This is a genomic window from Dictyobacter kobayashii, assembly GCF_003967555.1.
Lineage (GTDB): Bacteria > Chloroflexota > Ktedonobacteria > Ktedonobacterales > Ktedonobacteraceae > Dictyobacter > Dictyobacter kobayashii.
Map to the genome: position 1 here is coordinate 1,643,528 of NZ_BIFS01000002.1, position 24,841 is coordinate 1,668,368.

A 24,841-nucleotide genomic window follows, 5' to 3' on the forward strand; every position below is an offset into this window, starting at 1 on the left:
GAGCGTAATGTGAAACCCTGATTTTGTCAAGCTTTTTTCATAAATGCAGCATAAAAGCAGTGTTTTCGGCAAATAGTTTTATTATAGGTAAGCTCGATGACTGTTCATGGTGCGTATAATATGGGCGCGAAGCTTGACATGCCTGAGTATTATAATTATTATTGTTTTAGAACAGAGAAGGATTTGAGCGAGAAAAAGAGAAAACAGTATGGAGCTAGAAAAAATTATTAAAAATGCTGATTCGATCCAGGTGGTCACACCGAAGCAGCTGCGCCAGGCTACAACGAAAAGGGCGAATGCCAAAGTTGAACTGGTGCGCCAGAAATTGCATGCTCTGGCTTTAGAGATAGGGGCTGGAAGCCAGTTACCGACCATTCGTGAGCTCTGCATATTGTTTCAAACATCTAGTGCAACCTTGACTGCCGCACTAGATTTATTAGAGAGCGAAAGGATGTTAAGCCGTAAGGAACGCCAGGGTATCTTTGTCACTGACAGTATTGATCGACGTACCATCCATATCATCTTTAATGTCTCAATGATGACAAATGTTGGTCAATCGCCTTTCTGGTCATTATTGTGGGTCCAACTTCTACAAGAGGCGGAGCAAAACGCGGCCTTCAAGAGTGAGCAGTATCAATTTCATTTTTTGTGCCTCCAGCCTGGCCAATCTTTACCAGATGAATATATTGCCCTGTTAAACTCATCGCAGGCCGATGGCTGTCTGCTCGTAGGACTAAATACGCGCACTGAAGATTATCAGCCGCTGATATCGATTCCACATGTTGTTTTTGCTGGTGGTGGGGATGTGATGGTGCAGGTTGACTACAAAGAGGGGGCACGCCTGGCTATTCAGGCGTTGGCCCAGCAAGGCTGTAGGAAGATCGCCTGTTGGGCTGCTGTTCCCAATGGTCCACCCTCAGACTTCGCGCAATCGCTCCTGACTCAGTTCAAGGAGGTAGTTACCGAGCAACAATTACCGCTCTATCCCGAGTTTTTCCGTACCGCTAATTTACCGCCTACCACTATTCGAACTATGATTTATCAGGAGCAAGGCTATTTGCTGGCGCGAGAAATGTTCGCAACTTTTAATGAGCACAGGCCTGATGGACTATATATTTCTGATGATATGATGACTTCTGGAGCCCTGGTTGCTCTGGAAGAGTTAGGTATCCAGGTGGGAGAAGACATTAAAGTTGTGACATATAGCAATGCCGGGTCCCCAATTTTATTTGGCCGCACCAAGTATATGGCCAGGGTCGAAGTGGATGCGGCTGATATAGTACGGGGCATGTATGCTTCGTTGGATACTGCCATCAGCAAAGGCTTTGGATCTGGCGATATAGTGGTTAATATTCGGCCACGCCTGTATTTGTGACAGAGTGTCAGCTTCTCATGTTTATGGGGAGTATATCGCTCCTGTGTGGGCGTGCGCTACGCGTCCGCACTTGTTTTCTCATGTTGGTGTAAAAAGCGCGCATTGCGCGCTTTTTACACCAACATGAGAAATTCTGCACGAGCTTCTTAAGCATGAAAAATTATAATTTGTTTGTGATATGATGTGAAAAATATAAATATCACATTTTTCACATCATATCACAAACAAGTGTAGGGTGCGGGAGCGCCCGAGCTTTTTTACACTACATAAGAAAACTTCTTGAGCGCCTTTGGTGCTCTACTTAGTGATTGAATAAATTAAAGCTCGCTAATGACCAGGGCTTGCTGATGTTGTTGCTGGTATATTGGTTGCCACGGGATAGCGAGCTTTTGCCAGTGTAGTCCTGTATCCGTTGAGGCGTAAAGTCCCTGATTGGTTAAAGTATAGAAATGGCCAGCGTGGTCAGGATGGCTGACCAGAACCGGGATCACCGTACCGCGTGGCTCAGGTAATCCTGTACCGACAGGCTGCCAGGGAGCATCACCCTGTTTGCGATAAATGAACGAGAGCGCCTGTGAGCGTCCATGATGGGCTTCGCCAGGTCCTGGTGCGGCGGAGATGAGAATCGTATCAGGATCAGCAGCATCTACTGCCACACTCCAGAGATAAGGTGCTCTAATCCTGCATCGGGATATCTCCAGGTGGTGCCAGCATCCAGGCTCTCGTTATAGCCATGGGTCGCGCGGCCATGCATCCTGCCAAAGCCATCGCCGGCGGCCGAATAAAGGCGATCGGGTGCCTGGCGATGCATCACCAGCGTATGTGTGTCCAATGGACCCCCTGGCTGACGATCCTCCCATGTCTGACCGCCATCAAAACTACGGATCAGCGCGCCAGCCTCAACCGCAACGAAGAGGCGACCGGCAACCAATGGATCAGGAGTAATCCATCGCACATGGTTAGTGTATGGACGAGGTGGAAAGCTCCAATCCGGCGCGGAAGGCAAATCACGCAGCTTTTTTAAATCCTGCCAACTCTTCCCACCATCCTCAGAGCGATAAAGGGAAGCCGGTTCAGTGCCCGCATAGACCACTCCGTAAGGTCCCGCCTGTTCGGTTGAACTGACCGCCACAGACGTAATTTGTGCATGAGGAATACCATTATCATGGAATACATCCAGCGCTCCACCGACATCACCAATAGGTTGCCAGGAAGTGCCAGCATCCAGGCTTCTCCAAAGACCACGACCAAAGGTACCGCAATAAAGCCGCTCTGGTTGAAACGGATCAAAGGCCAGACATGTTGGCTGCATGCCAACCAGCGTTGTTTCAGCCTGCCACTCTCCATGTTTTTCCCGCAGCACCAGCAATTCTTTTTCCATTACCAGATACATATTCATTATATGCACTCATCCTTTCAATTGTTCCAGGCTTTAAGCGACATAAGTCTTATCTAAGCGGCATTACATGTACAAACACGTTCCTTTATTTACGGCTATGCAAACTAATTTATTCCTATGCCTATTATAGAGAAGCATGTCGACTGGTCATTTGGGCAGTGGATAAGTGCCTTTTATCCTATCTGATAGTTCAATCCAGCTTACAAGGCGCATGTTATAATCTGATCTGTTATAAATTTAGTGGCCATAAACGTGTTCATATTCAGGATATCGAAAGGTGACAATGTGAAGGCGCGCGGTTTTATTTTAACGTTATTGACCTCTTGTATGTTTGGCTTAGGTGCCGTATTGGGGAAGATGGCAGCCACCGCTATGCATCCGTTACTCGTTTCTTTTTTGGATCTAGCTGTCGGCGGTCTATTGTTAGGTATGATTCTGATGGCGGCCAGAATACCGCTCCGGTTACAGTTAGGAAAGGCGGACTGGCTCCAGCTACTGCTTTTCTCAGCCATCGGTACCGCACTACCCCTGGTATGCATTGTGACAGGGTTAGCCCAGACGAGCGCGATCAAAGGTGGTTTCTTGCTGCAGATGCAGGGACTGGTCACCGTCATCTGCGCCATTATCTTTCTACATGAGCGACTGGTCTGGAAACATTTTGGCGGCATATTGTTGCTGCTAATTGGAAGTTTATTCGTAATTCTAAAACATTTGGATGCCGCACAATGGGAAGCCTTTAATTGGGGAGATCTGCTGATTGTACTGGGTGCCGCAGGGCTTGGCTATGGTATGATTCCTGCCAAAAAACTTTCAGTTAAAACACATAGCCTACCATTGAATTTCTGGCGACTCCTGCTAGGTGCAATTGTGTTGTTACCTTTTCTATTTATACAGCCACATACCTTCACTTTTGCGATTACCCCTACATTACTGTGGGTTCTGCCTGTCTACATCATCACCAACTTCTGTATTGGCTATATAACACTGCAAGAAGGATTACGGTTTTTGAAAGCCTGGGAAGCCGCAGCAATGATGCAGACAATACCAATTTTTTCAACTGCCGCTGCCATGATTTTATTACATGACTCCATTAGCTGGTTGCAAATAATTGGTGGCATCATCATCCTGGGAGGTGGTATGATCCTGGCCCTGGGCAGTGAAGCGAGCAACTGATTTCAGCGTAGATGAAAATAGATGTCTCTTCGCCGGTTAGTAGAGCGTGCTTATCGTAGATCGCTTGCTGTTTTTATAGCACTTCTTGAGGAGGCAAGGTACACGATGGGATTTCTAGAAAAACCGGTTGAGCGCAAGGTACACGATATTAAATCTGACTTTCTTGACAGTTTCGATGAAGTTGAAGAGCATAGCTATGATCTGGCGGCCCTTATTTTGCGCCTGTTTGTGGGCGGATTATTTGTTGGCCATGGCGCGCAGAAACTGTTTGGATCCTTTGGAGGCTACGGACTGGAAGGAACCGCTGGCTGGCTAGAGTCTCTTGGTTTAAAGCCAGGCAAGCTATGGGCTTTTAGCGCTGGTATTGGCGAGTTGGGCGGCGGAGCCCTCACCATGCTTGGATTGGCCAATCCTCTGGGTCCCATCGCGATCATTTCATCCATGTGTATGGCCATCGCCAAAGGACATTGGGGCAAACCTATCTGGGCCACAGCAGGTGGTGCAGAGTTACCCGCCACGGATCTTGTGATTGCTCTGGCCCTGGCAATAGCTGGACCTGGAAATTGGTCAATGGACAATGAGCTGGATATTGAAGTGCCTGAAGAGCTGACAGCCCTGGCTATCGTAGCCGCCGTAGGAATGGTCATCTATGGGATTAATAGCAAGCCCGATTCAGCCCAGGTCGTAGCCGCTTAAGAACGGCAACGATTGAAGAAAGTGCGGCTCAAATGAGCGCAATGATATGGTGGAATCTTTTCGCAAAAGATTCCACCATATCATTGCGCTGGTTGCTATGACTTGATCTTTGATAGAGGTGTTAGCGAAGCGATTAAGCGCCTTTTTGAGCTACAACTATAAGTCCAAATCCCAGGGACACATAATCGGTACCAAGCATATCTATCAGCATGGTCTTATACTCGGCATCGAAGGTGGGCTCATCCACAATACCTGAATTGATTAAATAAGGTTTGATCAAGGGATACAAGACCTCAATATCTTTAGTCGTGCTGTAATGCAATTCGGCTCCATGGGATGAATCATTAATGAATGGGAACCTGCGAATCTTTTGAAAGCCAGCATCCTGTAAAAGTTTGCCGAGCATGTACGCAACCCCAATGCTGCGTCCATTGACCGAGAAGGAGCGTTTTTGCTGCTGTAACGCCTGATAGAGATAGCCATTCAAACGATCCAGAGAAGCACTACTAGAAGAGCTGGTTTCCATTTCTGTCAGGCGAATGATTCCTCCCGGTTTAAGTAAGCGCAGGCATTCAAGTAAGAGCAGAGGCCAGCTGGCGCGATCCATAAAGCCTGCGATGAAGCGTGCATTAATTAGATCGAACGATGCCTCCTGAAACTCCAAAGGCTGGCGTACATCCATGACTTCAAAAGAAATATTTTCAAGGCCCCTGGTTCTCGCTTCTGCGAATGCGTAACGCATCATATTGGGATTAACGTCGACACCTATTACGCCGAGATGTTTATAGGTGTAGGCTACTTCAAGGGCCCATCCTCCCGGACCACAACCTAGATCCAGGACGTTTTCCATCTGTGATAAATCCAAACCTTCGGGAAAGAGGCCGCCCTGGGCGCGATTAAATAAAATATCTTGTTCTATGAGACGTGCCGTCTCAGCCCCTTCTTCAATATCGATGAGATACGTATTCTGAGTAGTATCTGCGGACCACATAACAATGAAGCCTTTCTGCCTTCTCAGCCTTCCTGTCTCTACAAACATATGCAGTAAAAGCATATGTTCTTCACACCGGATCATGAGTTTTTAAGCTCATAATTTATAAAGTTTAATATGTGATATAGGAGATGTCAATAAATTATGCTTAAATACAATTGGACGTATTTTCAAGTCACATAAGATTTAATAGAAGCTTAATGAGGGACATTTCGCGCTCCAGCAGAAGAAAAATAATAGTTATGCGCAAATCTGTGGTTCTTTTGACTATGCAAGCAAGGTCTGAATATAGGGTATGATACAAAAGAATGGTGCGATAAATGCTTATCTATCCAATTTTGGGGTATGTATGACACATATCCGTGGGTTAGATGGCTTAGCTAGAGAATGATAACAACGTCGCCCAGGCGTTTGTTTCTCGAGAAAGGCAGCTGGCTATGCAGAAGTCAACAGTTGGTATTGGGGTAATTGGAGTGGGGGGCATCAGTGGTTATGTTCATCTACCGGGACTAAAAGCGTGTCCCCAGGCCCGCATAGTGGCATTATGTGATACGAATGAATTATTGCTCAAACAGCGGGCAACTGAATATGGGGTTGAACATCTCTATACTCAATACCAGAATTTGCTCGCTAGAGCTGATATTGATGCAGTGGTGATCGCCACGCCGACTGTTATGCATGCGCCTATTGCATTGGCCGCCATCGCAGCTGGCAAGCATGTGCTGGTTGAAAAGCAGCTAGCCATGAACTATACCGAAGCTGTACAGATGTACCAGGCAGCAAAGGAGGCTGGTGTACATACCATGACCGCCTTTACCTATCGCTTTGTACCAGGCATGCGTTATCTAAAGCACCTTTTGCTCAATGGTGAAATCGGTACTCCACGTCATGTACGCGTGGCACGCTTACAGGAGTTCCGAGACACCAGTCTTGGCTGGCGCCAGCAACGCGCACTGGCCGGATCAGGAGAAATAGGAGACATGGGAGCTCATCGCATCGATTTCTGCCTGGACCTGATTGGTCCAATCGAGCGTGTGACGGGTTTAAAACGTACTTTTGTGCCTCAGCGCGTCGGTGCAGATGGACAACTCATTTCAGCAGATGTAGAGGACTGTGCAGTTTTTCTGGCAGAGTTTAGCGGTGAGCAAGGAACTATTGCTTCATTTGATCTAAGTAAAGTAGCTAAAGGACGCGGTATTGGTGGCCAGGGACTCGATGAATTCGAGGTTTATGGCACCGAAGGCACCCTTGTTTATCATCTCCATCATCCCCATGAGATCTTATATGGTCGTCCTGGCGGCAAGTTAGAGACCGTACAGGTCCCGGGTGAATTTTTGACCTATCCGGGTTCGCCCCGCCAACCTTTCGCCGGAGATCCTACCACGACCTTTCGCTATGATCAAGATTTTGCCTTTGTCCAAGCGATCCTGCAAAACAATACCGCAGATATCCCTACTTTTTATGATGGTATGCGTTGCCAGGCAGTTATAGATGCAGTATTAGCTGCCACCGAGAGCCGACAATGGGTTGACGTCGCATCCAGTCAGACTAAATAATAGCGAGCATAATAACAAACAGGGAGACCGCAAGCTCGTATATGTGTAGCTTGCGGTCTCCCTGTTTGTTATTCACCGTATCCCATTTATAATGGGAAGCTTAATTGTTAGCAGTTTCGCGACAAAAGTTCTTGTTACTGATTATAAATTCTTGACGTGATAGCAATGTTATGTGCGTGCCGACGACAGGCTCAACCAGTTTATGAGCTTAACAGTAATTGCAATGTAGAGCGTAAGGCTAAGACAATCAATAGAGGAGCTGCTGCGTATGGCTCAAAACAAACTTGATACTCCCGAATATAAGTACATGCAACAGCGATCTATAGTACGGCGACCAGATACTTTCCCTTTTCTGCTATTATTAGCCACTCTGGTCGTAATTGTAATTGCTGATCTAACTTTTAGCAGTCGTCACTTCTGGTTATATACAGTTATTTATAACCATCTACATCCTGTCAAGCACTCAATTATTCCGGGCGCTGTTGGCGAAGCCATGCCGCTCAACCTGATCAAGTCCTTACCGCTCGCCCAGGCATTTACAGGACTCTTTACCATCATTTTTATACTTTATTTTTTTTCTCTACGCCTGTTGCCAGCGAAAGTCGGGCACCGCTTTATCATCGGCTCAACCATTGTGCTGGGTATTGGCTATATCTTGCTACCTATAGTGACCTCACAGGATGTTTTTTCTTATATCGCCTACGCACGAATGGCAGTATTCTATCATCTCAATCCCATGGTTGTGCCGCCAACTGCTATAAAGCCCGATTTTGTCTATGGCTTTCTCTACTGGATACATCAGCCCTCAGTCTATGGGCCAACCTGGTTAGCTATAACCGCAGGTTTGCAGTTACTGGCAACCGCCATCGGTTTTAAATATGTGCTCTCGATGGAGTTACTGTTACGCATATTTGGGTTGTTGATGCACCTGGGCTCTACCCAACTCGTCTGGCTTTTGACCGGACGTCTGCAGAAGCTGAAGTCCGGTGTGGATAACTCCACCTGGCAGAAACGGAGGGTGTGTAGTACGCTAGCCTTTGCCTGGAATCCCTTTCTACTATTAGAGGCTTGTGTTAATGCGCATAACGATGCAACGATTCTCTTTTTACTCTTATTCGCACTCTGGTTTCTCTTTCCTCGGACAGAAAGTAGCAGAGTACCATTTCTAGTTGCCATCACGCTATTGGCCTTGATCGCCTGCCTCAAGATATCCTATATCGTACTGATGCCGGGTATTTTATTGTTCCTCTTGCTGCAAGCTCCAGAGGTAAGAAGTCTGGGTAGACGTCTATTCGATGTTGGAGTGGCGTTGTTACTATACATCGGACTAATTGTCGCGATTCATGCGCCTTTCTGGGATCACGGTGCCTTACTTAAGGTTTTCGCGATGACGCCCTCGGCTTCCCGCAACATTAATAGTGTTTATGAGTTGCTTGTGCATGCCTATGCCCAGATAAGGGGAATTCCACTAGCACATGGTATTGATCGTGGTTCTCAGCTTGAAATTTTATCCCATATATTGAGTACAGGGCTCTTTGTATTTGTCTATGTCGCAACCTGCGTGCGCTCATTTTTGCGACCACAATATATCAACACCTGGCCAGCGCTGGTAGCATGGTTAGCCTTTACGTGGTTACTCTATTGTGTGATCGGTTCCCCCTGGTACTGGCCATGGTATGCCATCATCCTCTTTGGCCTCTTCGCGCTGCTTGAAGTGACGCAAGAAGAAGCGCCATCTGGTCGCACACCGGTTCGCTTAGTCTTTGGAGCATGGGATGTAACCCTGTTCAGCAGATGCCTCTCCGTCAGTATGGTTGGTTTATATGCGCTATGGATTTTTTACAATCTGCTGCCAAATCTGCAACCAACTTACTTAACCAGCCTATGGGTATGGGGAATTCCATTTTTAATTATAGGCATCAGTTATGCTCGCGGCCGCCTCAAGCAAAAAACACTCTATGCTGAGCCATCTTTATAGGCTATTCTTGCGTTAACATAAAAGGTTATGATCAATAATTTTGAGGCCCGGTTCCGTCGTAGTAATCGTAGAATATTATGTTGCCATCTGAAAAGGCTACAGCCAATGAATGCTCAGGTGAGGCCGTAATAGAATTTAAAGCTGCCAGGGTATCATCTCCATTTTTGATCAATCGAGGACCTGCCTCCTGCGGTTTCCAATAATAAATATCCCCATTCGCCAGGGCGATAAAGATAGCGGATACTGATGATCTATAGGCGAAATCAGCAATATTTTCAGGGAATATATGGGTATAGCTTATAGCCCTATGTGTATCCTCCAGATACACACTATTGTTTGAAATTAGCGTGATTGGGTAAGGGCTATTTGTTTGCCAACCAACCATATTCCCTGAAATACTGTTGTCTGCTGACCAACCTGGAAGTACTGTTTGATCTTTTGTCTGCCAGATGTTGTACCGGGCTGATGCAATAGGTGAAACAAGCTGTGCTCCATCGGGGGACCAGGCCAATTGATTGGTGGCATAATTTATGCCAGATGGATTGGTTGGTTGTTTATCCGGATAATGGCCTATGTCCATAACACTCATCTTATTGGGATCAAACTGAAGCAAACGCGTTGTGAAGGTGTAATCGCTCACTGCAAGGCGATACTCTTGAGGCGACCAGGCTATAGTATAAATAGTTGTATCTGTGTCAATCCATTGTGGTTCACCACTAAAAACCAACTTCGGACTGGAAAACTGCACACTATGATTAGTTGAGGTCCTGCTGTCTGTGATTTCCACAATATAAACTGCTTTTCTAGTACTGCAGGCAAGGTATTTTCCATCATAGGACCATGAAAGATCCATAATCGAATCAGTTGCGATAGATATACTGGCCAGGACGGAAGTGGTGACAGAATCTAGAAGTCGAACCACCCCATGGATATTACCTGCAGCAACGAGACCAGCATTGTGATTGGGAGCATAGCGAACAACATTTATTTCTCCCGGGTCCTGGTAATGACCTGCCGCAATAAACCGTTCCTCAAGTTGTTGAGGTCCTGGACCTGCATGTTGATCATTATAGACGACTGCGCTGGGATAGTGATTGAACAGGTAGCCTCCTATGCCACGAAGTGAGAGGCTTAATACACCTAGCGCCAGCATGCCTTGTAAAACTTTGCGCCGGCCCGTTGTTTTTGCAACAGGTGGTGCGGGGCGTTGAATTTGTTGCTGCCTGCTGCCGGTCCCGGTATTGCTGACAGGTGGTGTAATAGGTTTGCTGTACCGCCTGGTGGGTTGTTGTTGGCTCAGAATATCTTGTAGTTCAGCACGAACCTCTTTTATGCTGGTGGGGCGTTGCGCTACATGTAGTGAGACCATACTTTGAATTAGCGCATCCAGCTGGCCCAATCCATCTGTGCCATAGAGGCGTAACGGTGCAAAACGAAAAGGATTTTCAGCGGGATCGATACCTGTGAGTAGTTGATGCAGCAAGGCGCCCAGACTATAAATATCGGCGGCCGGCGTTGTTTGCGCTTTACCATATTGCTCAGGTGCGGCATAGCCGGGAGAACCAAAGATCATGTTTGGCCTGGCCAGGTTTAAAATGGCGGGCAATACCAAAGTCAATCACATAGAGTTTACCTTCTGGCGTACGCATAATATTACCAGGTTTGAGATCCCGAAAAATAACTGGTGGCTGATGTGTATGGAGGTAATCTAATATCGAGCAGAGCTGCATAGCAATATCAAGTACCTCATGGAATGGCAGGGTGCGGGTTTGCTCTGGAACAGTTGGATGGAGTATATAGGTCTCCAGCGTTTCGCCCGCGATAAAACTCATTACCAGGTACCAATTTTCCGCGTCTGTAAAGTGGTCCAGGATAGCTGGTAGATGGGGATGAGAGAGGCGCGACAGGATTTGCACCTCGCGATTGAAACCATCGGTAGCCTCAATGACTTCCTGCGCAGTCAAGCCACGAAGCATAATCTGTTTGAGCGCGACGCTCTGATTTTTTTTGTGCGTATCCAGGGCTTTATAGACCGCACCGAAACCACCAATGCCAGCTTTGTAGAGCAGCTGGTAGCGATCATGGAGTAACGCCTCCGGCTCAGCATCAAGCTCCTGCTGATCTAATTGATGATCGCACGCGAAGCAATGAGTGGCCGCGACATCATTTGCGGCTCCGCAGTGCAGGCAGTAGAGCAATGAGGAATCCATACCAACGTCCTTGTTAATGATAAATACCAGCTAAACAGCCATTTACAAGAGGAAAATAAAGAATTATGGCCAACATATATATAGACGTACTATAGCACAGATTTGCACCCGCAGAGATAAAGATGGTTATTGATAGGGGAAGAGGAAGAGGATTGAATGCTAGAGGTTTGTTGATTGATTGACTGTAAGTAGATATCTATACAGACGCTCTATAGTATGCATGACATAGATAGAGCGCCTGTATAAAGATAAGTTAGCCACAGGGGATGGTGATTCCGAAAGATATTTATGCCACCGGAGCCACGGATGTTACAGGCACAACTTCTAAGAGCGCGCAACGTCCCCGCATCTTGGTTGACAGTTTGTCTGACTGCTCTTCGGTGCAGATCAAGCTATAAACACGATAAAGCTGGTCTGTGTAAGAAGTAAAACTACCAATAATATCCTTGAAGCACTGCTCTAAATATTCGATTTCCTTGTGGATTTTGCAGTTAGAGTCGTCAATAGGTACAATCAACTGCATCTGATAGTGTGTCATGGTTTTAAGCTCTCCTCCAGCGTAGTGGCCGGGTAGATTACAAGCTGTGTGATGTCTGTAGATAGAGTGGAGTAGTCTGCTCACCGTTGGGTGGAATTTACTACTCAGGGATGTTGCAGATAGCAACCAGCAAGGTCCTATTCAGCGCCATCGTGATAACGTGGGCGAATAGATAATTAAGGAGGAGAGATAAGCAGATGATGGTCTTGCTAGTAACTGAGTCCAGGCGCTTATGCGTACAAATAGTGGCCATAACCAGATCTGTATTCCCCTCGGCAAGGTATTGTTGCTATAAACCTCATTCTATGTACAAAAAGGCTGAAAGAAAAATCGCGAAAGCTTCCCGTCTGTGGGCTGCTTTATCACATCTTGCTTCTCGATAGAAGAGGCACCTATGCCGAAGTGGTGTGGCCAAAAACTACTTTGCTGCCTGGCACTTTGTGAGTGAATGTCTTTTATTCTTCGTTGATTGTTCGACGTTGGTTTATTGTACCCAACATATTGGTAGTACGTATGGGGGCGACTCAAGGTTGTATCCCCATCGTTTCATTGTCTGTATAGAATAACACGTCTCGCTTCGTTGTTCAAGATCTAAATGTACAAATTCAGGGCTGTCCAGTATTCCTCTTTGGCGCCTGCGGCGCCGGGGTGGGAGTGTGGAGTGTGGAGTGTGTGCTGAGCGGCCGCGGCCGCTCAGCACACACTCCACACAGGAAAGAATGTCCATCGTATAGAGATGCCCAAATCTACAGGCAATATAAAAAGTGGGCAACAAAAAACACCCGTGTGGGCGGGTGAGACGGCGACTTCCTATTTTCCCACGCAGTTGCCCACGCAGTATCATCGGGGATGAAGAGCTTAACTTCCGTGTTCGGGATGGGAACGGGTGTGCCCTCTTCTCTACAGTCACCAGCTCGCCTGCACATACAGGTGTTCTCGACTTGAGGAATAATACTACAGCTCAAAGTCTTTGTCAACCCCTTAAAGGCGCTATTTTTAATCTCTTTGCTTCTCCTCTTTAATATTCATGTGTAGGATGTACGTCTATGAATTTTAAATTTGGAGGAACCGATTAGCGAAATTTTCGTTTAGCAAATCAGCGCTAAATAATGCTTGACAAAATCCTATACCCTGTGGCATAATCATTGAGCTGTCGAAATGAGACAATCACCTGGTCTATACTTAAAGAACAAGTGCTCCTGTCCCTTCGTAACCATTGTGCCACGTTAAAGTGGTTCCTCTGAAATCAGAGCACCTCCTAAATTGAGTAGTTTGATTTTTTATTCTTTAAAAAACCACAGGGCTCTTTAGGCTGGCTGCAATAATGATATCCTGATCAACTGGATAACGAGATTTCGGAAGCAAGCAAAATTCCTCTGGAAAAGGCTTGACAAGTCACAATGGATATGCGATACTACAGCACACGAGACAAGCAAGCGTAAAAACAATTGATGCTTGTCGAAACACGAAACAATCGTTTCGCACGGTACCTTGACAACTGAAGAGTGGAAAGCAGAACAGCAACTGGAACTCAGTGAATACACAAACCAGTTCCTGTCAATTCGGTCCCATGGACGTGTCCATGGTGACCACAATAATCTGCGAAATAAAGCCAATGTTATCATGACTTGGCCATGATCGCACTTCACATGCAATAAATAGTTGCTCGCTGAGTGACTATGATATAAAAATTGGATGGCGAGTTTGATCCTGGCTCAGGATAAACGCTGGCGGCGTGCCTAACACATGCAAGTCGAACGCCCTTAGCAATAAGGGAGTGGCGGACGGGTGAGGAACACGTGGGTTATCTACCCCCAGGTGAGGAATACCGGCGAGAAATCGCCGACAATACCGCATAGGCTCGGCAACGAGCAAAGCCCGCAAGGGCGCCTGAGGACGAGCCTGCGCTCGATTAGTTGGTTGGTGGGGTAATGGCCTACCAAGACTGCGATCGATAGCTGGTCTGAGAGGACGATCAGCCACACTGGGATTGAGAACGGCCCAGACTCCTACGGGGGGCAGCAGTGAGGAATTTTCGTCAATGGGGGCAACCCTGAACGAGCAACGCCGCGTGCAGGAAGAAGGTTTTCGGATCGTAAACTGCTTTTCTCTGGGACGAGAACGGACGGTACCAGAGGAATCAGCCCCGGCTAACTACGTGCCAGCAGCCGCGGTAATACGTAGGGGGCAAGCGTTGTCCGGATTTATTGGGCGTAAAGCGCACGCAGGCGGTCAGGTAAGTTTGTGGTGACAGTCGTCGGCTCAACCGACGAAGTACTGCGGAAACTGTCTGACTTGAGGGCTTCAGAGGGACACGGAATTCCGGGTGGAGTGGTGAAATGCGTAGATATCCGGAGGAACACCGATGGCGAAGGCAGTGTCCTGGGAAGTACCTGACGCTCAGGTGCGAAAGCTAGGGGAGCGAACAGGATTAGATACCCTGGTAGTCCTAGCCGTAAACGATGACCACTAGACGTTGGGGTATCGACCCCTTCAGTGTCGTAGTTACACAGTATGTCCGCTGGAGTACCGATTACGTGTACACAGCTAGACATAAGTCGGACGCAAGATTAAAACTCAAAGGAATTGACGGGGACCCGCACAAGCAGCGGAGCGTGTGGTTTAATTCGATGCAACGCGAAGAACCTTACCAAGGCTTGACATGGATTTGCACCAGCCGTAACGGGCTGTCCCTTCGGGGCGGATCCACAGGTGCTGCATGGCTGTCGTCAGCTCGTGTCGTGAGATGTTGGGTTAAGTCCCGCAACGAGCGCAACCCCTGTCGTTAGTTGAATTTTTCTAGCGAAACTGCCGTTTTAAAACGGAGGAAGGCGGGGATGACGTCAAGTCAGCACGGCCCTTACGCTTTGGGCGACACACACGCTACAATGGTCAGGACAAAGAGTTGCGAACCCGCGAGGGGGAGCCAATCTCGTCAAACCTGGCCTCAGTTCAGATTGGAGGCTGCAACCCGCCTCCATGAAGTTGGAGTTGCTAGTAACCGTAGGTCAGCACACTACGGTGAATACGTTCCCGGGTCTTGTACACACCGCCCGTCACACCACGAAAGTTGGCAACACTTGAAGCCGCTGGGCTAACTCGCAAGAGGGGCAAGCGTCGAGGGTGGGGTCAGTGATTGGGGTGAAGTCGTAACAAGGTAGCCGTACCGGAAGGTGCGGCTGGATCACCTCCTTTCTAGGGAGCTTGGATGAGGTCTTTCAACGAAAGACGTTTTATACTCATCCCACTTCCAGGTCGACCAGGAATCGGTACGTGTTCACGCCAGATGGTTGGACTGGTTTCCACTCTTGAGCTGTTGGGGTACAGCGTCCCCTTCTACGGAAGGATGACGACCAACAGTGCACCTGAACAACTGAAGATAGTATTCCTTCAATTTTGCTGAGCGATTTATAGGTCAGCCAGAGTTGAAGCAGAGGATCGATTTTTTCGATTAAGAAAAAGTCAAAGCATTCCAGAGACATGATGTAGATCTGAACGAAGAGAACAAGCTACACAGAGTACGAGGTGGATGCCTTGGCGCTGAAGACCGAAGAAGGACGCGGAGACCGGCGAAACGTTCGGGGGGAGCTGCATACAAGCGATGAACCCCGAGATTCCGAATGAGGCAACTCCTCCAGAGTGATGTCTGGAGACCGCCTGCTGAACACATAGGCAGTGACGGGGGGCAGTGGGTGAACTGAAACATCTCAGTAACCCGACGAAAAGAAATCAACCGAGATTCCCGTAGTAGTGGCGAGCGAACCGGGACCAGCCCAAACCAACCATCCCTTGGGACGGTTGGGGTTGTAGGACCGATAACAAACAACTTTTGCTTACTTGAACACGTTGGAAAGCGTGACCAGAGCGGGTGAGAGTCCCGTAAAGGACGAGCGAGAGGAGTGGATCGGTATCCTGAGTACCACGAGGCACGTGAAACCTTGTGGGAAGCTGGGGGGACCACCCTCCAAGGCTACACATCTTCAGCGACCGATAGCGAACAAGTACCGTGAGGGAAAGGTGAAAAGCACCCGAGAGGGGGATGAAAGAGACCCTGAAACCACGTACTCACCAGCAGTCAGAGGCCACTGTTCCAGGAGGAACCAAGGGCTGATGGCGTGCCTTTTGTAGAATGATCCGGCGAGTGCATCGTCGTAGCCTGGTTAACCAACGCTAAAGTTGGGGAGCCCCAGGGCAACCGAGTCTGAAGAGGGCGAACGTTGCGGCGATGCGACCCGAAACCGTGTGAGCTATCCATGAGCAGAGTGAAGCGGATGTGACAGTCCGTCGAGGCTCGAACCCACCAGTGTTGCAAAACTGGGGGATGACTTGTGGATAGGGGAGAAATTCCAATCGAACACGGAGATAGCTGGTTCTCCCCGAAATGTATTGAGGTACAGCTGTATGAAACACTATCCTGGAGGTAGAGCACTGAATGGGCTAGGGGCCTCGTGCAGGTTACCAAACCCAACCAAACTTCGAATGCCAGGACAGCATGCATGCAAGTGAGACGGCGGGGGCTAAGCTTCGTCGTCAAAAGGGAAACAGCCCAGACCATCGGCTAAGGTCTCTAAATCCGCGCTTAGTGTCAAAGGGAGTCAGTACGCCCAAACAGCCAGGATGTTGGCTTAGAAGCAGCCACCATTTAAAGAGTGCGTAATAGCTCACTGGTCGAGTGTAGTGGCACCGACAACGTATCGAGGCTCAAGCGAGGTACCGAAGCCATGGAATCCGTCGCAAGATGGATTGGTAGGGGAGCGTTCTGCGGGCAGAGAAGCCAGACCGTAAGGACTGGTGGAGCGCGCAGAAGTGAGAATGCCGGAATGAGTAGCGTCATGTCTGTGATAACCAGACACACCGAATGCCTGAGGGTTCCTGGGCACCGTCAATCGTCCCAGGGTAAGTCGGGTCCTAAGCCGAGGACGTCATAGTCGTAGGCGATGGCAAGCAGGTCAGAGATTCCTGCACCGGAGTAGCTCGTTATGAGCAATGGGGGGACGCGGTAAGGAAGGTGAGCCCATCGAATGGACAGGATGGGTCTGTGCGGTGAAGTGCGAAGCCGAGGCAAATCCCGGTTTCCTGTGCATGACACGTGCAGCGAGCGGACGTCAGTCCGCGGAAGTCATCGGCCCTAAGCCGCCAAGAAAAGCCTCTCGCCAGAGTATACTCCGCCCGTACCGCAAACCGACACAGGTAGGCAGGGGGAACTCTCCCCAGGTGATCGAGCGACCCTCTGTTAAGGAACTCGGCAAATTGACCCCGTACCTTCGGAAGAAGGGGTACCCTAGTAGCGATGTCCTTCGGGATGGCGTGAGGGGGTTGCAAGAAATTGGCTCAACCGACTGTTTACCAAAAACACAGGTCTCTGCGAACGCGAAAGCGGAAGTATAGGGGCTGACTCCTGCCCAGTGCCGGAAGGTTACGAGGAGCGGTGATCGTAGCTGCGAATCTAAGCCCGGTGAACGGCGGCCGTAACTATAACGGTCCTAAGGTAGCGAAATTCCTTGTCGGGTAAGTTCCGACCCGCACGAAAGGAGTAACGAGTTGAGCACTGTCTCGACAGAGGACTCGGCGAAATTGAAGTACCCGTGAAGATACGGGTTACCCACGACAGGACAAAAAGACCCCGTGGAGCTTTACTACACCTTGACCTCGAAACGAGGCAGAGCGTGCGTAGCATAGGTGGGAGTTGGAGAACCTATCCTTGTGGGGGTAGGGGAGACAGCAGTGAAATACCACTCTCGTTGTGTTTTGTTTCTCACACGTCACCGTGAGCCGGGACGTGGACAGGATCAGGCGGGTAGTTTGACTGGGGCGGTCGCCTCCCAAAGAGTAACGGAGGCGCCCAAAGGTTCCCTCAGGGTGGATGGACATCACCCGTAAGAGTGCAAAGGCAGAAGGGAGCTTGACTGCAAGACGGACAGGTCGAGCAGGGACGAAAGTCGGGCTTAGTGATCCCACATTCCCGAGTGGAAGGAGTGTGGCTCAACGGATAAAAGCTACCCCGGGGATAACAGGCTTATCTTGCCCAAGAGTTCACATCGACGGCAAGGTTTGGCACCTCGATGTCGGCTCGTCGCATCCTGGGGCTGGAGTAGGTCCCAAGGGTTGGGCTGTTCGCCCATGAAAGCGGCACGCGAGCTGGGTTCAGAACGTCGCGAGACAGTTCGGTCTCTATCCGTCGTGGGCGTAGGAGAATTGAGGGGCGTCATCTCCAGTACGAGAGGACCGAGATGGCTCAACCGCTGGTGTGCCAGTTGGCCTGCCCGGGCCAGAGCTGGATAGCTATGTTGAGAAGGGATAAGCGCTGAAGGCATCTAAGCGCGAAGCCGCACCCAAGACAAGTTCTCCCATCCTATTCGTAGGATCAAGATCCCAGGAAGACGACCTGGTAGATAGACGACACGTGGACGCCTGGTAACAGGTGCAGCGAAGTCGCCCTAATGATCGTACGGCTTGTTTCACCTACTCGTTGGTATCTTCATCGTGGCATTCTGAGGATGCGAGTCCGCTGCTTCCGCACAGGCTGATCTGGCGCTCGGCAAAATTGAGGGAATACTATTTTCTAGTTGTTTTATGGGGACATAGCTTAGTTGGTAGAGCGTCGCCTTTGCACGGCGAAGGTCAGGAGTTCGAATCTCCTTGTCTCCACCACCCGAATAGAGCTGAGTGTAGTTTTACAGGCTACATTCAGCTCTATTTTTTATTATGTCGGCTCGGAATATTTTAAGCCGTGACGTGGTTTTCTTTTATACAAGGCGGTCCCCAATCTAAGGAATGCGTCATAGGGAGGTTATTTTTATTATGCTATCTATTCCCGCGTGGATGCACACATGCTTAAATTTTCGCAGTCGTGTGTACTTATATTGTCTGCACTCAGCTTTCTTTTAAATCTACCAATCCTGGTCCTTATTACCGGTCTGGCTCTGGCGCTTAGTGCTATCGCACCTGCTGCCAGCCCTTTCAGATTTATTTATCGTCAGCTAGTGGTTCGTGCTGGTTGGCTTAAGCCACGCATGGTAGAAGATGATCCTGCACCTCACCGCTTCGCTCAGGGAGTGGGCGCTACTTTCTTGCTGGCTGCCAGTATTGTCTTGTTTTTAACCTCTGCTACGACGCTGGGCTGGGTTTTAACTATTATTGTATTTATACTGGCCGCGATAAATGTCTTTGTTGGCTTCTGCGCTGGCTGTTTTGTCTATTATTATCTTGGACGCTGGGGACTAATGCCACGCGTGCGCTATGAGGGTGGTTTCCGCTGGAGGGGCATCTAAGTTATGTCTGATTTCTCACTCCGGCTGGTTATATTATTGTTGGTCTGCCTTCTTGTAAGCATCGCTGTTTGGGCTGGTCGCATGCTGGTTGCACGACGCCGCCAGCAAGCACTGGCGGCAGCACCATTAACTGTACCCTCCTCACAGTCTGAAGACCAGCATCAGGTGCGTATTTTAGCGTTTAGTAGTGAAGATTGTCGCCAATGCCATACATTGCAGCAACCGGCTCTAGATCGCTTGCTCAAACAACACGGTGAACATGTTGCTGTAATCAATGTTGACGCCACTACTCAGCATGATTTAACCGAGCGCTACAAAGTTCTGACCGTGCCCACCACTGTCGTACTTGACGCCCAGGGCAATGCACATGCTGTCAACTACGGCTTCGCTAATACTCAACGTCTACAGGAGCAGGTAAATACAATCTTAAATCTGGCTGTTTCTTAATTTGTTTGTGGAAATACAAGCTTTCGAGCATAGATATTACGAAAATATCTATGCTCGTTTTTTATTCTGGTGGCCAGGACCTTTGGCTTATGACTCACAAATTTTCATCTACACTTAATCATATTCTTTCATACTAGAAGCGGACAGTGTAATGGACATTATCCATCCAATTTAGCTTACAATGCATAGAAAGAGTTTTTCTGTATGAACATGGCCCATATACATCTCCTGGTGAATCATTTCCCCATCATTGGTTCAATCTTTATCAGTATTATGTTTCTCATCGCCCTGGTGTTCAAAAATGTCTTCCTGCAAAAGGTTTCTCTCTGGTTTCTGGTAGTCGTGGCTCTTTTCACTGCCGTGGCTTATCTATCCGGAGATGGTGCGAGAAATGTTTTAGAAAGTGTTACCCATGTACCGGATTCTATGGTGCACGATCACGAATCGATGGCGCGTATCGGTCTGATCTTGATGTTTTTTGCTGGTGCTATTTCATTATTTGGAGTAGTTTTCTACAGTCATAAGCCAACCTTACCTCGTTATCTCCAGATTACAGTTATGGCTATCCTGGTCGTGAGTGTAATTGTATTTATATATGTAGGTTACCTGGGTGGGCAGATCAGCCATCCCGAAATTCGTTCTTTCTTAAACCTGCCTCAACAATTAATCAGGATCTAAGTGTACAAAATAGCGATCCGGCGTAGCAATAGCATAAATTGCACGACAGCATAGATACAAAGCTTAAACACTACTACGCCGGGATCTTTGTCTAATCGGTAGTTAGCCCAGGATTAGCGACCCGGGTCGGGGACCCGATAGGATTTGGTGACGGGACTCCTTTTTGCTCGACAATTTTTGTGCTGATTGTGCGCATCAATGAAAGTAAGCGCGCAAAGTTGTTTTCTCCCAAAGATTGCCAGGGTGTTAGCGCCAGATCATCTGTGAGCTGCTCAATGCGGCTACGACCATGCTGGCCTTCATTTGTCAGAGCTCCAGAGTCGTCTAACCAGCCACGCTGTGTCAGTCGCTCTTGTGCAGCGCTCCACTCGTCATCGCTCCAACCACGATTGGGCTGGATGGTCTCTCTGGCCACGCGTCCGGTTGCTGTAAGTGTTAGATGAGCCTCGCAGCCATCGATCTTTTCTGTAAGCAAGGCGGCCACATGGCCATCGCCCGAAATTCGCGTAGCAGGGTAGTAGCATGCCAGAGGACCAGGTGCGGCTGGTCGGGCCACGGCAACGCGGCGTGGCCCGCAAAGAGAGGACGGCCAGCAACTGTACAGGCTTCTGCCGCAGTCCTGGCAATTTCCGCCGCCTCTGTCAGCTCAAATGAGGTAATAGTCTCACCCAATAAGCGGCGCAGGGCAGCATCCGCAGCACCCAGGCGCGCAGACAGGATCTGTTCTGGTGTTGAGAGGCGCCATGCGTCAGGTATCGCTCGCGCAACCATGGCAGGATGGAAATTATAAAATGTAGCCGTGACAACCGAGGCTGGCACAGGTCCCATTGCCGCCGCCCGCGACGCGAAATAGCCCATCCAATAGCCCTTCAAGCCTGCAGCACTATAGGCCGCACGCGCTTCAGGCGCAAAATAGATCATAGCATGATAGGGCTCCAGCATTGTCCAGGCTACACGCGAAGGATGCTTATCTGGCTCTGATAATTTGGTCAACATTGTACCCATACAATTCTCCTGCTTTACTATAAAAAGTGAAATCGTTATAACTATGCAGCTATCTTTCTCAATGAAAGTATACAATCCTGTTTTGGTATTTAGATAGTCATTGCTCACTTGCAGTTTAAGGTATATAAAGTAGCTCTCCCATCATCAGGGAGAGCTGCTATGAGCATGACTTGCAGACTTTTTCTGCACCACTATATACAATTTTTTGAGCGTCGCAGGCACGAGCGACATGTTTTTAAAGCATTCTCAATGAGGAATGATTATTTATCCCAGGGTGTGTGAGTGCGACCGATTGAGGACAGGCCCGCATGCAAGTTATTGGCGTCACTCAGCATTAAGTATCCTACAAAGGTCGGTGTATTTTCTCCACGTACTGACTTGAGTACGATCTCATTCCAGCCCGAGCGCAATGGCATTTTGGCATAGGTTTCGTTGTTGCCTCCATAGTTAGGCCTTACCAGTGGATAGCGGAATGACTCCAGGGCCCACTGGCTATTAACCCACAGTTTAGATGGACAATTGGTAGCCGCTCCAATCCAGGCTTCAATCGTATTTCCAGGATTCCAGATATAGGTACGTGTGTAGAGCACACCCGCATTGGAAAAGATATCCTGCAATGGCAATTCATTGTCCCGCGCGTATAAATCGCGCCATTGACCGGGACGGCCCTCACGGGTCAGAATCAGATCTGTGTTGCTGATCTTTTCTGGCTCAAGCACCTGGTCAAATAGCTCACGATCCGATAGCCCATTGGCAGGATAGAGTTCTGAATGCAGGTAACGATAGGACCCAAGTAAGACGACTGGAATGGCTGGTTGGATCGGGCGCTCCTGAGGGATGATAACCAGGAACAGTGGATTGGTGTTCTCGACTGCTGCGGTGGTTGGAACTGGAATGGTTAGCTTAACGTCCGCTTTTGAGCTGGCCGGGATTGCTACATCACCAGACTGTGTCGCGGTTTCCCAGCCGTGGTGGCCATAGAGTTCATAGCGGACAACCTGTTCTTTTGGATGTGGATTTGTAAGCTGAACCAGCAGTTCTTTGTTTTCTCCAGGGATCACCGCCGGTGTATTGATATAGTCTACTATGACGCCCAGGGCGCTATTAGGATATTCGATGTGGGTTGCACTGGCATTCCATAAAGCATGGATACTCTCATCAGCATAGAGATCTTCTATCTCCACATTTAATATAGAGTCACCGTTGAGCACTCCATGGGCAGTCAATACACGTTTAGCTTGAATACAGACACGCTCGGTCAGTTCAGCCAGATTGGCGGGAATCGGATTGCGGCCGACCAATGTGTAGTTGAGTCCTCCCCAGGATTCATTGGTTGAAATATTTTCGCCCAGCGGCTCGGTCCATTTTTGAGGTAACGCTGCCCCACCGGCGACAATACCCAGATAACTGCCAAGGGTAGCTCCGGTACAGTCGGTATCATACCCACAATTGACCGCTTTACATATGGCATCGCCAAAATCAGTACCATATAGCCAACCAATGACCTGGAAACCTATATTGATAGGTGAATACTGGGCATTATAATGTGGGGTAGCCTCAAGCACACGTCTGCGCGCCGACTTCCAATCCACATCATCTGTATAGGCCTGGCGAGCCGCAGTGATAGCTTTCGCCGTCTGGCTCCAGGGTGGAACATACGAGGCGCCGATATCCAATAATTGTATCGGATTAGAGACCACAAAGGCCGCCGACTCAATGGCGGCATTAAATAGCTCACCGAAAACGCTCTCACCCCCTGCATGATCCACAATCGAATCTTCATAAGCATATTTAGCCGCGATTTTAGGCATACCTGGAGCGATGCAGGCCCAGATTTCGGAGCGGATCGGGCTACCCATGCAGTCTTTAAACCAGTTATTATAATAGCCGGAAACCGGTGGCAAAAGGCCCAGGCGCAAATTAGTCTTGTTCAAGCCATATTCATCCCAGTTGTACCCGATGTGATCCAGCCAGTATTGTGCCAGGTCAGCGGCCCGCAATTGAGGCCCGATCTCCTCTAACGCTTTGAGCCAGATAAGCTGCATCTCCAGATCATCATTAGGAATGCCACCCTCTTTCAGCTCGGGATACCACCAGACATCGAATGGCTCCGGTTCTCCATAAGCCTTTTCGAGGGCGCCCCCAGCGTGCCACCACAATTTTTGCCCAGCCAACAACCATACACCTTATTACGAAAAGCTTCACTATTAAGATCTAGCATCGTAGCGACCTCTTTCTATTGCGGAATAATACAATAATGAAAATAAACGAAACTTGTTGTTTGTTTGCCTGTTCAATCATCATTTGATGCGTTCTCAAGTAATTGTTTGAGCCGCTGAAACATCTGCACATGTGATTGACTGGCTTGCTTATATGTTGTGCCCATGAGCAATGCTGGCGCCTGTATTTTGATATACTCACTGACCCGCGTACCATCCCCCTCAACTGAGCATTTGGTGGTATTAAAGAGATAGACGGCTGGAAATTGCGCCGCGGTAGAATTAAGATCTCCATTCGCCGTTATCTGCATAGTAACGCTATAGGTAACCGAAATGGTGAATGGTCCCAATGGAATACGATCGCGCACGCGGTAGTGGCTAACTAAACTCCCATCGGCGTGCGTGATGGGGGTCTCCACAAGTTGGATATCAACAATCAGTGGATGTATTTGCCGATGGTTATGCAATGAAGTTAGAAATGTCTTTACCTTTTCTGGTGGAGCAGCAATGTAGATATCTTGTTCAAAGATCTTTTGAGCCATTTTCTGTCCTTTGAGTTTCTGGTCGTATTGTTAAGTATTTATAATATTATATATTTCTTCTCTCGTATGTGAATCTTTTTTGCCACATTGGGACTTCAATCATAGGTAAATACGGGCAATCATGATGTTTGCATTGCTTCTATTATAGGCATATGCTATATTTCCGATATGGTTTCTGCGCTATGGCAAGTATATATTTGATCCAGAGAGGGGTGGTTGGAAGAGCATACTCCAATGCGTTTTCTACTTTGTTAGATGCATATGCAATAGATATATTTTATTTCTCTTGGAGAGGAGTCAGGGTCTATGAGAGATTCCAGACAGGGAGGGCCGCGTAAGTCCCCTCGTCGTGAGGGACCGATAGCATTGATTATTGGGGTGATTGCGATTGTATTGCTCTATTTATATGCCAATCATCTGATAACTATTCCAGGGTCGATACAGATATCGACCGGACCACAGTTCGCGTCGGCTGCGGCTGGCAGCCAGACCAGCGTAATCTGCGAGGTTATTTCGACTTCAGGCAATACCTCATTGGAAGGCTATGTGCTCGAGCAAGCCAATGATGGTTCCTATCAGCGCACCAGCAATATTGTGCATATTGTTTGGGCTGCCAACCAAAAAGTAACTCTGGGGCGCAATCAAGATATACAACAAGGTGCGGTGGTGCAGGCCAATGGACATGTGGATGCGGCAAAAATATTGCATGCTGACCAATTGACGGTTATCACCAATTTTGTGATCGTAAAGTAGCGCTGTTACT

General features: G+C 48.5%; 15 protein-coding genes, 1 tRNA gene, 3 rRNA genes and 2 pseudogenes. 12 read left to right on the top strand and 9 right to left on the bottom strand.

Annotated elements, in window-relative coordinates:
• Positions 1 to 208 precede the first annotated feature (208 nt).
• Positions 209 to 1,375 (top strand): substrate-binding domain-containing protein, encoded by a 1,167-nt coding sequence (locus tag EL645_RS33655; protein WP_126556831.1) that lies wholly within the window; start codon positions 209 to 211, stop codon positions 1,373 to 1,375.
• A 317-nt stretch (positions 1,376 to 1,692) separates the two neighbouring features.
• Here the strand turns inward: EL645_RS33655 and EL645_RS33660 are convergent.
• Positions 1,693 to 2,756: pseudogene (locus tag EL645_RS33660) on the bottom strand (glycosyl hydrolase).
• 303 nt (positions 2,757 to 3,059) lie between these two features.
• Between EL645_RS33660 and EL645_RS33665 the strand changes: the two are divergent.
• On the top strand, positions 3,060 to 3,947 hold the full coding sequence (locus EL645_RS33665) for a DMT family transporter (protein ID WP_126556832.1): 888 nt from the start codon (positions 3,060 to 3,062) through the stop codon (positions 3,945 to 3,947).
• Between the two features lie 105 nt (positions 3,948 to 4,052).
• On the top strand, positions 4,053 to 4,643 hold the full coding sequence (locus EL645_RS33670) for a DoxX family protein (protein ID WP_126556833.1): 591 nt from the start codon (positions 4,053 to 4,055) through the stop codon (positions 4,641 to 4,643).
• A 133-nt stretch (positions 4,644 to 4,776) separates the two neighbouring features.
• On the opposite strand, the gene EL645_RS33675 is transcribed toward EL645_RS33670, so the two are convergent.
• Entirely contained in the window at positions 4,777 to 5,634 is an 858-nt protein-coding gene (locus EL645_RS33675) for a class I SAM-dependent methyltransferase (protein ID WP_161977911.1), read from the bottom strand.
• 437 nt (positions 5,635 to 6,071) lie between these two features.
• Here EL645_RS33675 and EL645_RS33680 point away from each other — a divergent pair, with 437 nt between their 5' ends.
• Both EL645_RS33680 and EL645_RS33685 read left to right on the top strand, forming a co-directional pair.
• A complete protein-coding gene (locus EL645_RS33680; RefSeq protein WP_126556835.1) occupies positions 6,072 to 7,190 on the top strand; it encodes a Gfo/Idh/MocA family protein in 1,119 nt (372 codons plus the stop codon).
• 268 nt (positions 7,191 to 7,458) lie between these two features.
• Positions 7,459 to 9,168: an MptA/MptB family glycosyltransferase gene (locus tag EL645_RS33685; protein WP_126556836.1), complete on the top strand. Its 1,710-nt coding sequence runs from the start codon at positions 7,459 to 7,461 to the stop codon at positions 9,166 to 9,168.
• 31 nt (positions 9,169 to 9,199) lie between these two features.
• Here EL645_RS33685 and EL645_RS33690 read toward each other — a convergent pair whose 3' ends face one another.
• The 4 genes from EL645_RS33690 to rrf all read right to left on the bottom strand — a co-directional run bounded on the left by EL645_RS33690 (position 9,200) and on the right by rrf (position 12,830).
• The gene (locus EL645_RS33690) at positions 9,200 to 10,786 is read right to left on the bottom strand and encodes a protein kinase family protein (protein WP_161977912.1); all 1,587 of its coding nucleotides are present in this window, start codon (positions 10,784 to 10,786) and stop codon (positions 9,200 to 9,202) included.
• The gene (locus EL645_RS33695; RefSeq protein WP_126556838.1) at positions 10,707 to 11,378 is read right to left on the bottom strand and encodes a serine/threonine protein kinase; all 672 of its coding nucleotides are present in this window, start codon (positions 11,376 to 11,378) and stop codon (positions 10,707 to 10,709) included. The genes EL645_RS33690 and EL645_RS33695 overlap by 80 nt, the downstream gene beginning before the upstream one ends.
• Positions 11,379 to 11,664: 286 nt before the next feature.
• The gene (locus EL645_RS33700; protein ID WP_126556839.1) at positions 11,665 to 11,916 is read right to left on the bottom strand and encodes a hypothetical protein; all 252 of its coding nucleotides are present in this window, start codon (positions 11,914 to 11,916) and stop codon (positions 11,665 to 11,667) included.
• Between the two features lie 797 nt (positions 11,917 to 12,713).
• Positions 12,714 to 12,830: ribosomal RNA gene (gene rrf, locus EL645_RS33705) — 5S ribosomal RNA — on the bottom strand.
• Positions 12,831 to 13,608: 778 nt separating this feature from the next.
• On the opposite strand from rrf, the gene EL645_RS33710 reads away from it, so the two are divergent.
• From EL645_RS33710 to EL645_RS33735, 6 genes are all read left to right on the top strand, one after another.
• Positions 13,609 to 15,111, top strand: a 16S ribosomal RNA gene (locus EL645_RS33710).
• Positions 15,112 to 15,418: 307 nt separating this feature from the next.
• Positions 15,419 to 18,377: ribosomal RNA gene (locus EL645_RS33715) — 23S ribosomal RNA — on the top strand.
• A 114-nt stretch (positions 18,378 to 18,491) separates the two neighbouring features.
• Positions 18,492 to 18,567 (top strand) — tRNA-Ala (locus EL645_RS33720).
• Between the two features lie 179 nt (positions 18,568 to 18,746).
• Positions 18,747 to 19,187 carry a DUF4395 domain-containing protein gene (locus EL645_RS33725; protein ID WP_126556840.1) on the top strand — a complete coding sequence of 147 codons (441 nt, stop codon included), beginning with the start codon at positions 18,747 to 18,749 and terminating at the stop codon, positions 19,185 to 19,187.
• Between the two features lie 3 nt (positions 19,188 to 19,190).
• A complete protein-coding gene (locus EL645_RS33730; protein WP_126556841.1) occupies positions 19,191 to 19,634 on the top strand; it encodes a thioredoxin family protein in 444 nt (147 codons plus the stop codon).
• A gap of 204 nt (positions 19,635 to 19,838) precedes the next feature.
• The gene (locus EL645_RS33735; protein ID WP_136625341.1) at positions 19,839 to 20,312 is read left to right on the top strand and encodes a DUF2231 domain-containing protein; all 474 of its coding nucleotides are present in this window, start codon (positions 19,839 to 19,841) and stop codon (positions 20,310 to 20,312) included.
• 91 nt (positions 20,313 to 20,403) lie between these two features.
• On the opposite strand, the pseudogene EL645_RS46015 reads toward EL645_RS33735, so the two are convergent.
• From EL645_RS46015 to EL645_RS33750, 3 genes and pseudogenes are all read right to left on the bottom strand, one after another.
• Positions 20,404 to 21,254: pseudogene (locus EL645_RS46015) on the bottom strand (SCO6745 family protein).
• A gap of 323 nt (positions 21,255 to 21,577) precedes the next feature.
• Complete coding sequence (locus EL645_RS33745; RefSeq protein WP_161977913.1) at positions 21,578 to 23,491, bottom strand: ADP-ribosylglycohydrolase family protein; 1,914 nt, start codon at positions 23,489 to 23,491, stop codon at positions 21,578 to 21,580.
• A gap of 119 nt (positions 23,492 to 23,610) precedes the next feature.
• Positions 23,611 to 24,078 carry an SRPBCC family protein gene (locus EL645_RS33750; protein WP_126556844.1) on the bottom strand — a complete coding sequence of 156 codons (468 nt, stop codon included), beginning with the start codon at positions 24,076 to 24,078 and terminating at the stop codon, positions 23,611 to 23,613.
• 306 nt (positions 24,079 to 24,384) lie between these two features.
• Here EL645_RS33750 and EL645_RS33755 point away from each other — a divergent pair, with 306 nt between their 5' ends.
• Positions 24,385 to 24,831, top strand: coding sequence for a hypothetical protein (locus EL645_RS33755; RefSeq protein WP_126556845.1), 447 nt, complete (start codon positions 24,385 to 24,387; stop codon positions 24,829 to 24,831).
• Positions 24,832 to 24,841 lie beyond the last annotated feature (10 nt).

Excerpts from the sequence above, each read along its gene's own strand:
- EL645_RS33730 (WP_126556841.1), top strand. The coding sequence starts at position 19,191 with ATGTCTGATTTCTCACTCCGGCTGGTTATATTATTGTTGGTCTGCCTT.
- EL645_RS33695 (WP_126556838.1), bottom strand. The coding sequence starts at position 11,378 with ATGGATTCCTCATTGCTCTACTGCCTGCACTGCGGAGCCGCAAATGAT.
- EL645_RS33725 (WP_126556840.1), top strand. The coding sequence starts at position 18,747 with ATGCTTAAATTTTCGCAGTCGTGTGTACTTATATTGTCTGCACTCAGC.
- EL645_RS33685 (WP_126556836.1), top strand. The coding sequence starts at position 7,459 with ATGGCTCAAAACAAACTTGATACTCCCGAATATAAGTACATGCAACAG.
- EL645_RS33680 (WP_126556835.1), top strand. The coding sequence starts at position 6,072 with ATGCAGAAGTCAACAGTTGGTATTGGGGTAATTGGAGTGGGGGGCATC.
- EL645_RS33755 (WP_126556845.1), top strand. The coding sequence starts at position 24,385 with ATGAGAGATTCCAGACAGGGAGGGCCGCGTAAGTCCCCTCGTCGTGAG.
- EL645_RS33700 (WP_126556839.1), bottom strand. The coding sequence starts at position 11,916 with ATGACACACTATCAGATGCAGTTGATTGTACCTATTGACGACTCTAAC.
- EL645_RS33670 (WP_126556833.1), top strand. The coding sequence starts at position 4,053 with ATGGGATTTCTAGAAAAACCGGTTGAGCGCAAGGTACACGATATTAAA.
- EL645_RS33735 (WP_136625341.1), top strand. The coding sequence starts at position 19,839 with ATGAACATGGCCCATATACATCTCCTGGTGAATCATTTCCCCATCATT.
- EL645_RS33675 (WP_161977911.1), bottom strand. The coding sequence starts at position 5,634 with ATGTGGTCCGCAGATACTACTCAGAATACGTATCTCATCGATATTGAA.
- EL645_RS33750 (WP_126556844.1), bottom strand. The coding sequence starts at position 24,078 with ATGGCTCAAAAGATCTTTGAACAAGATATCTACATTGCTGCTCCACCA.
- EL645_RS33655 (WP_126556831.1), top strand. The coding sequence starts at position 209 with ATGGAGCTAGAAAAAATTATTAAAAATGCTGATTCGATCCAGGTGGTC.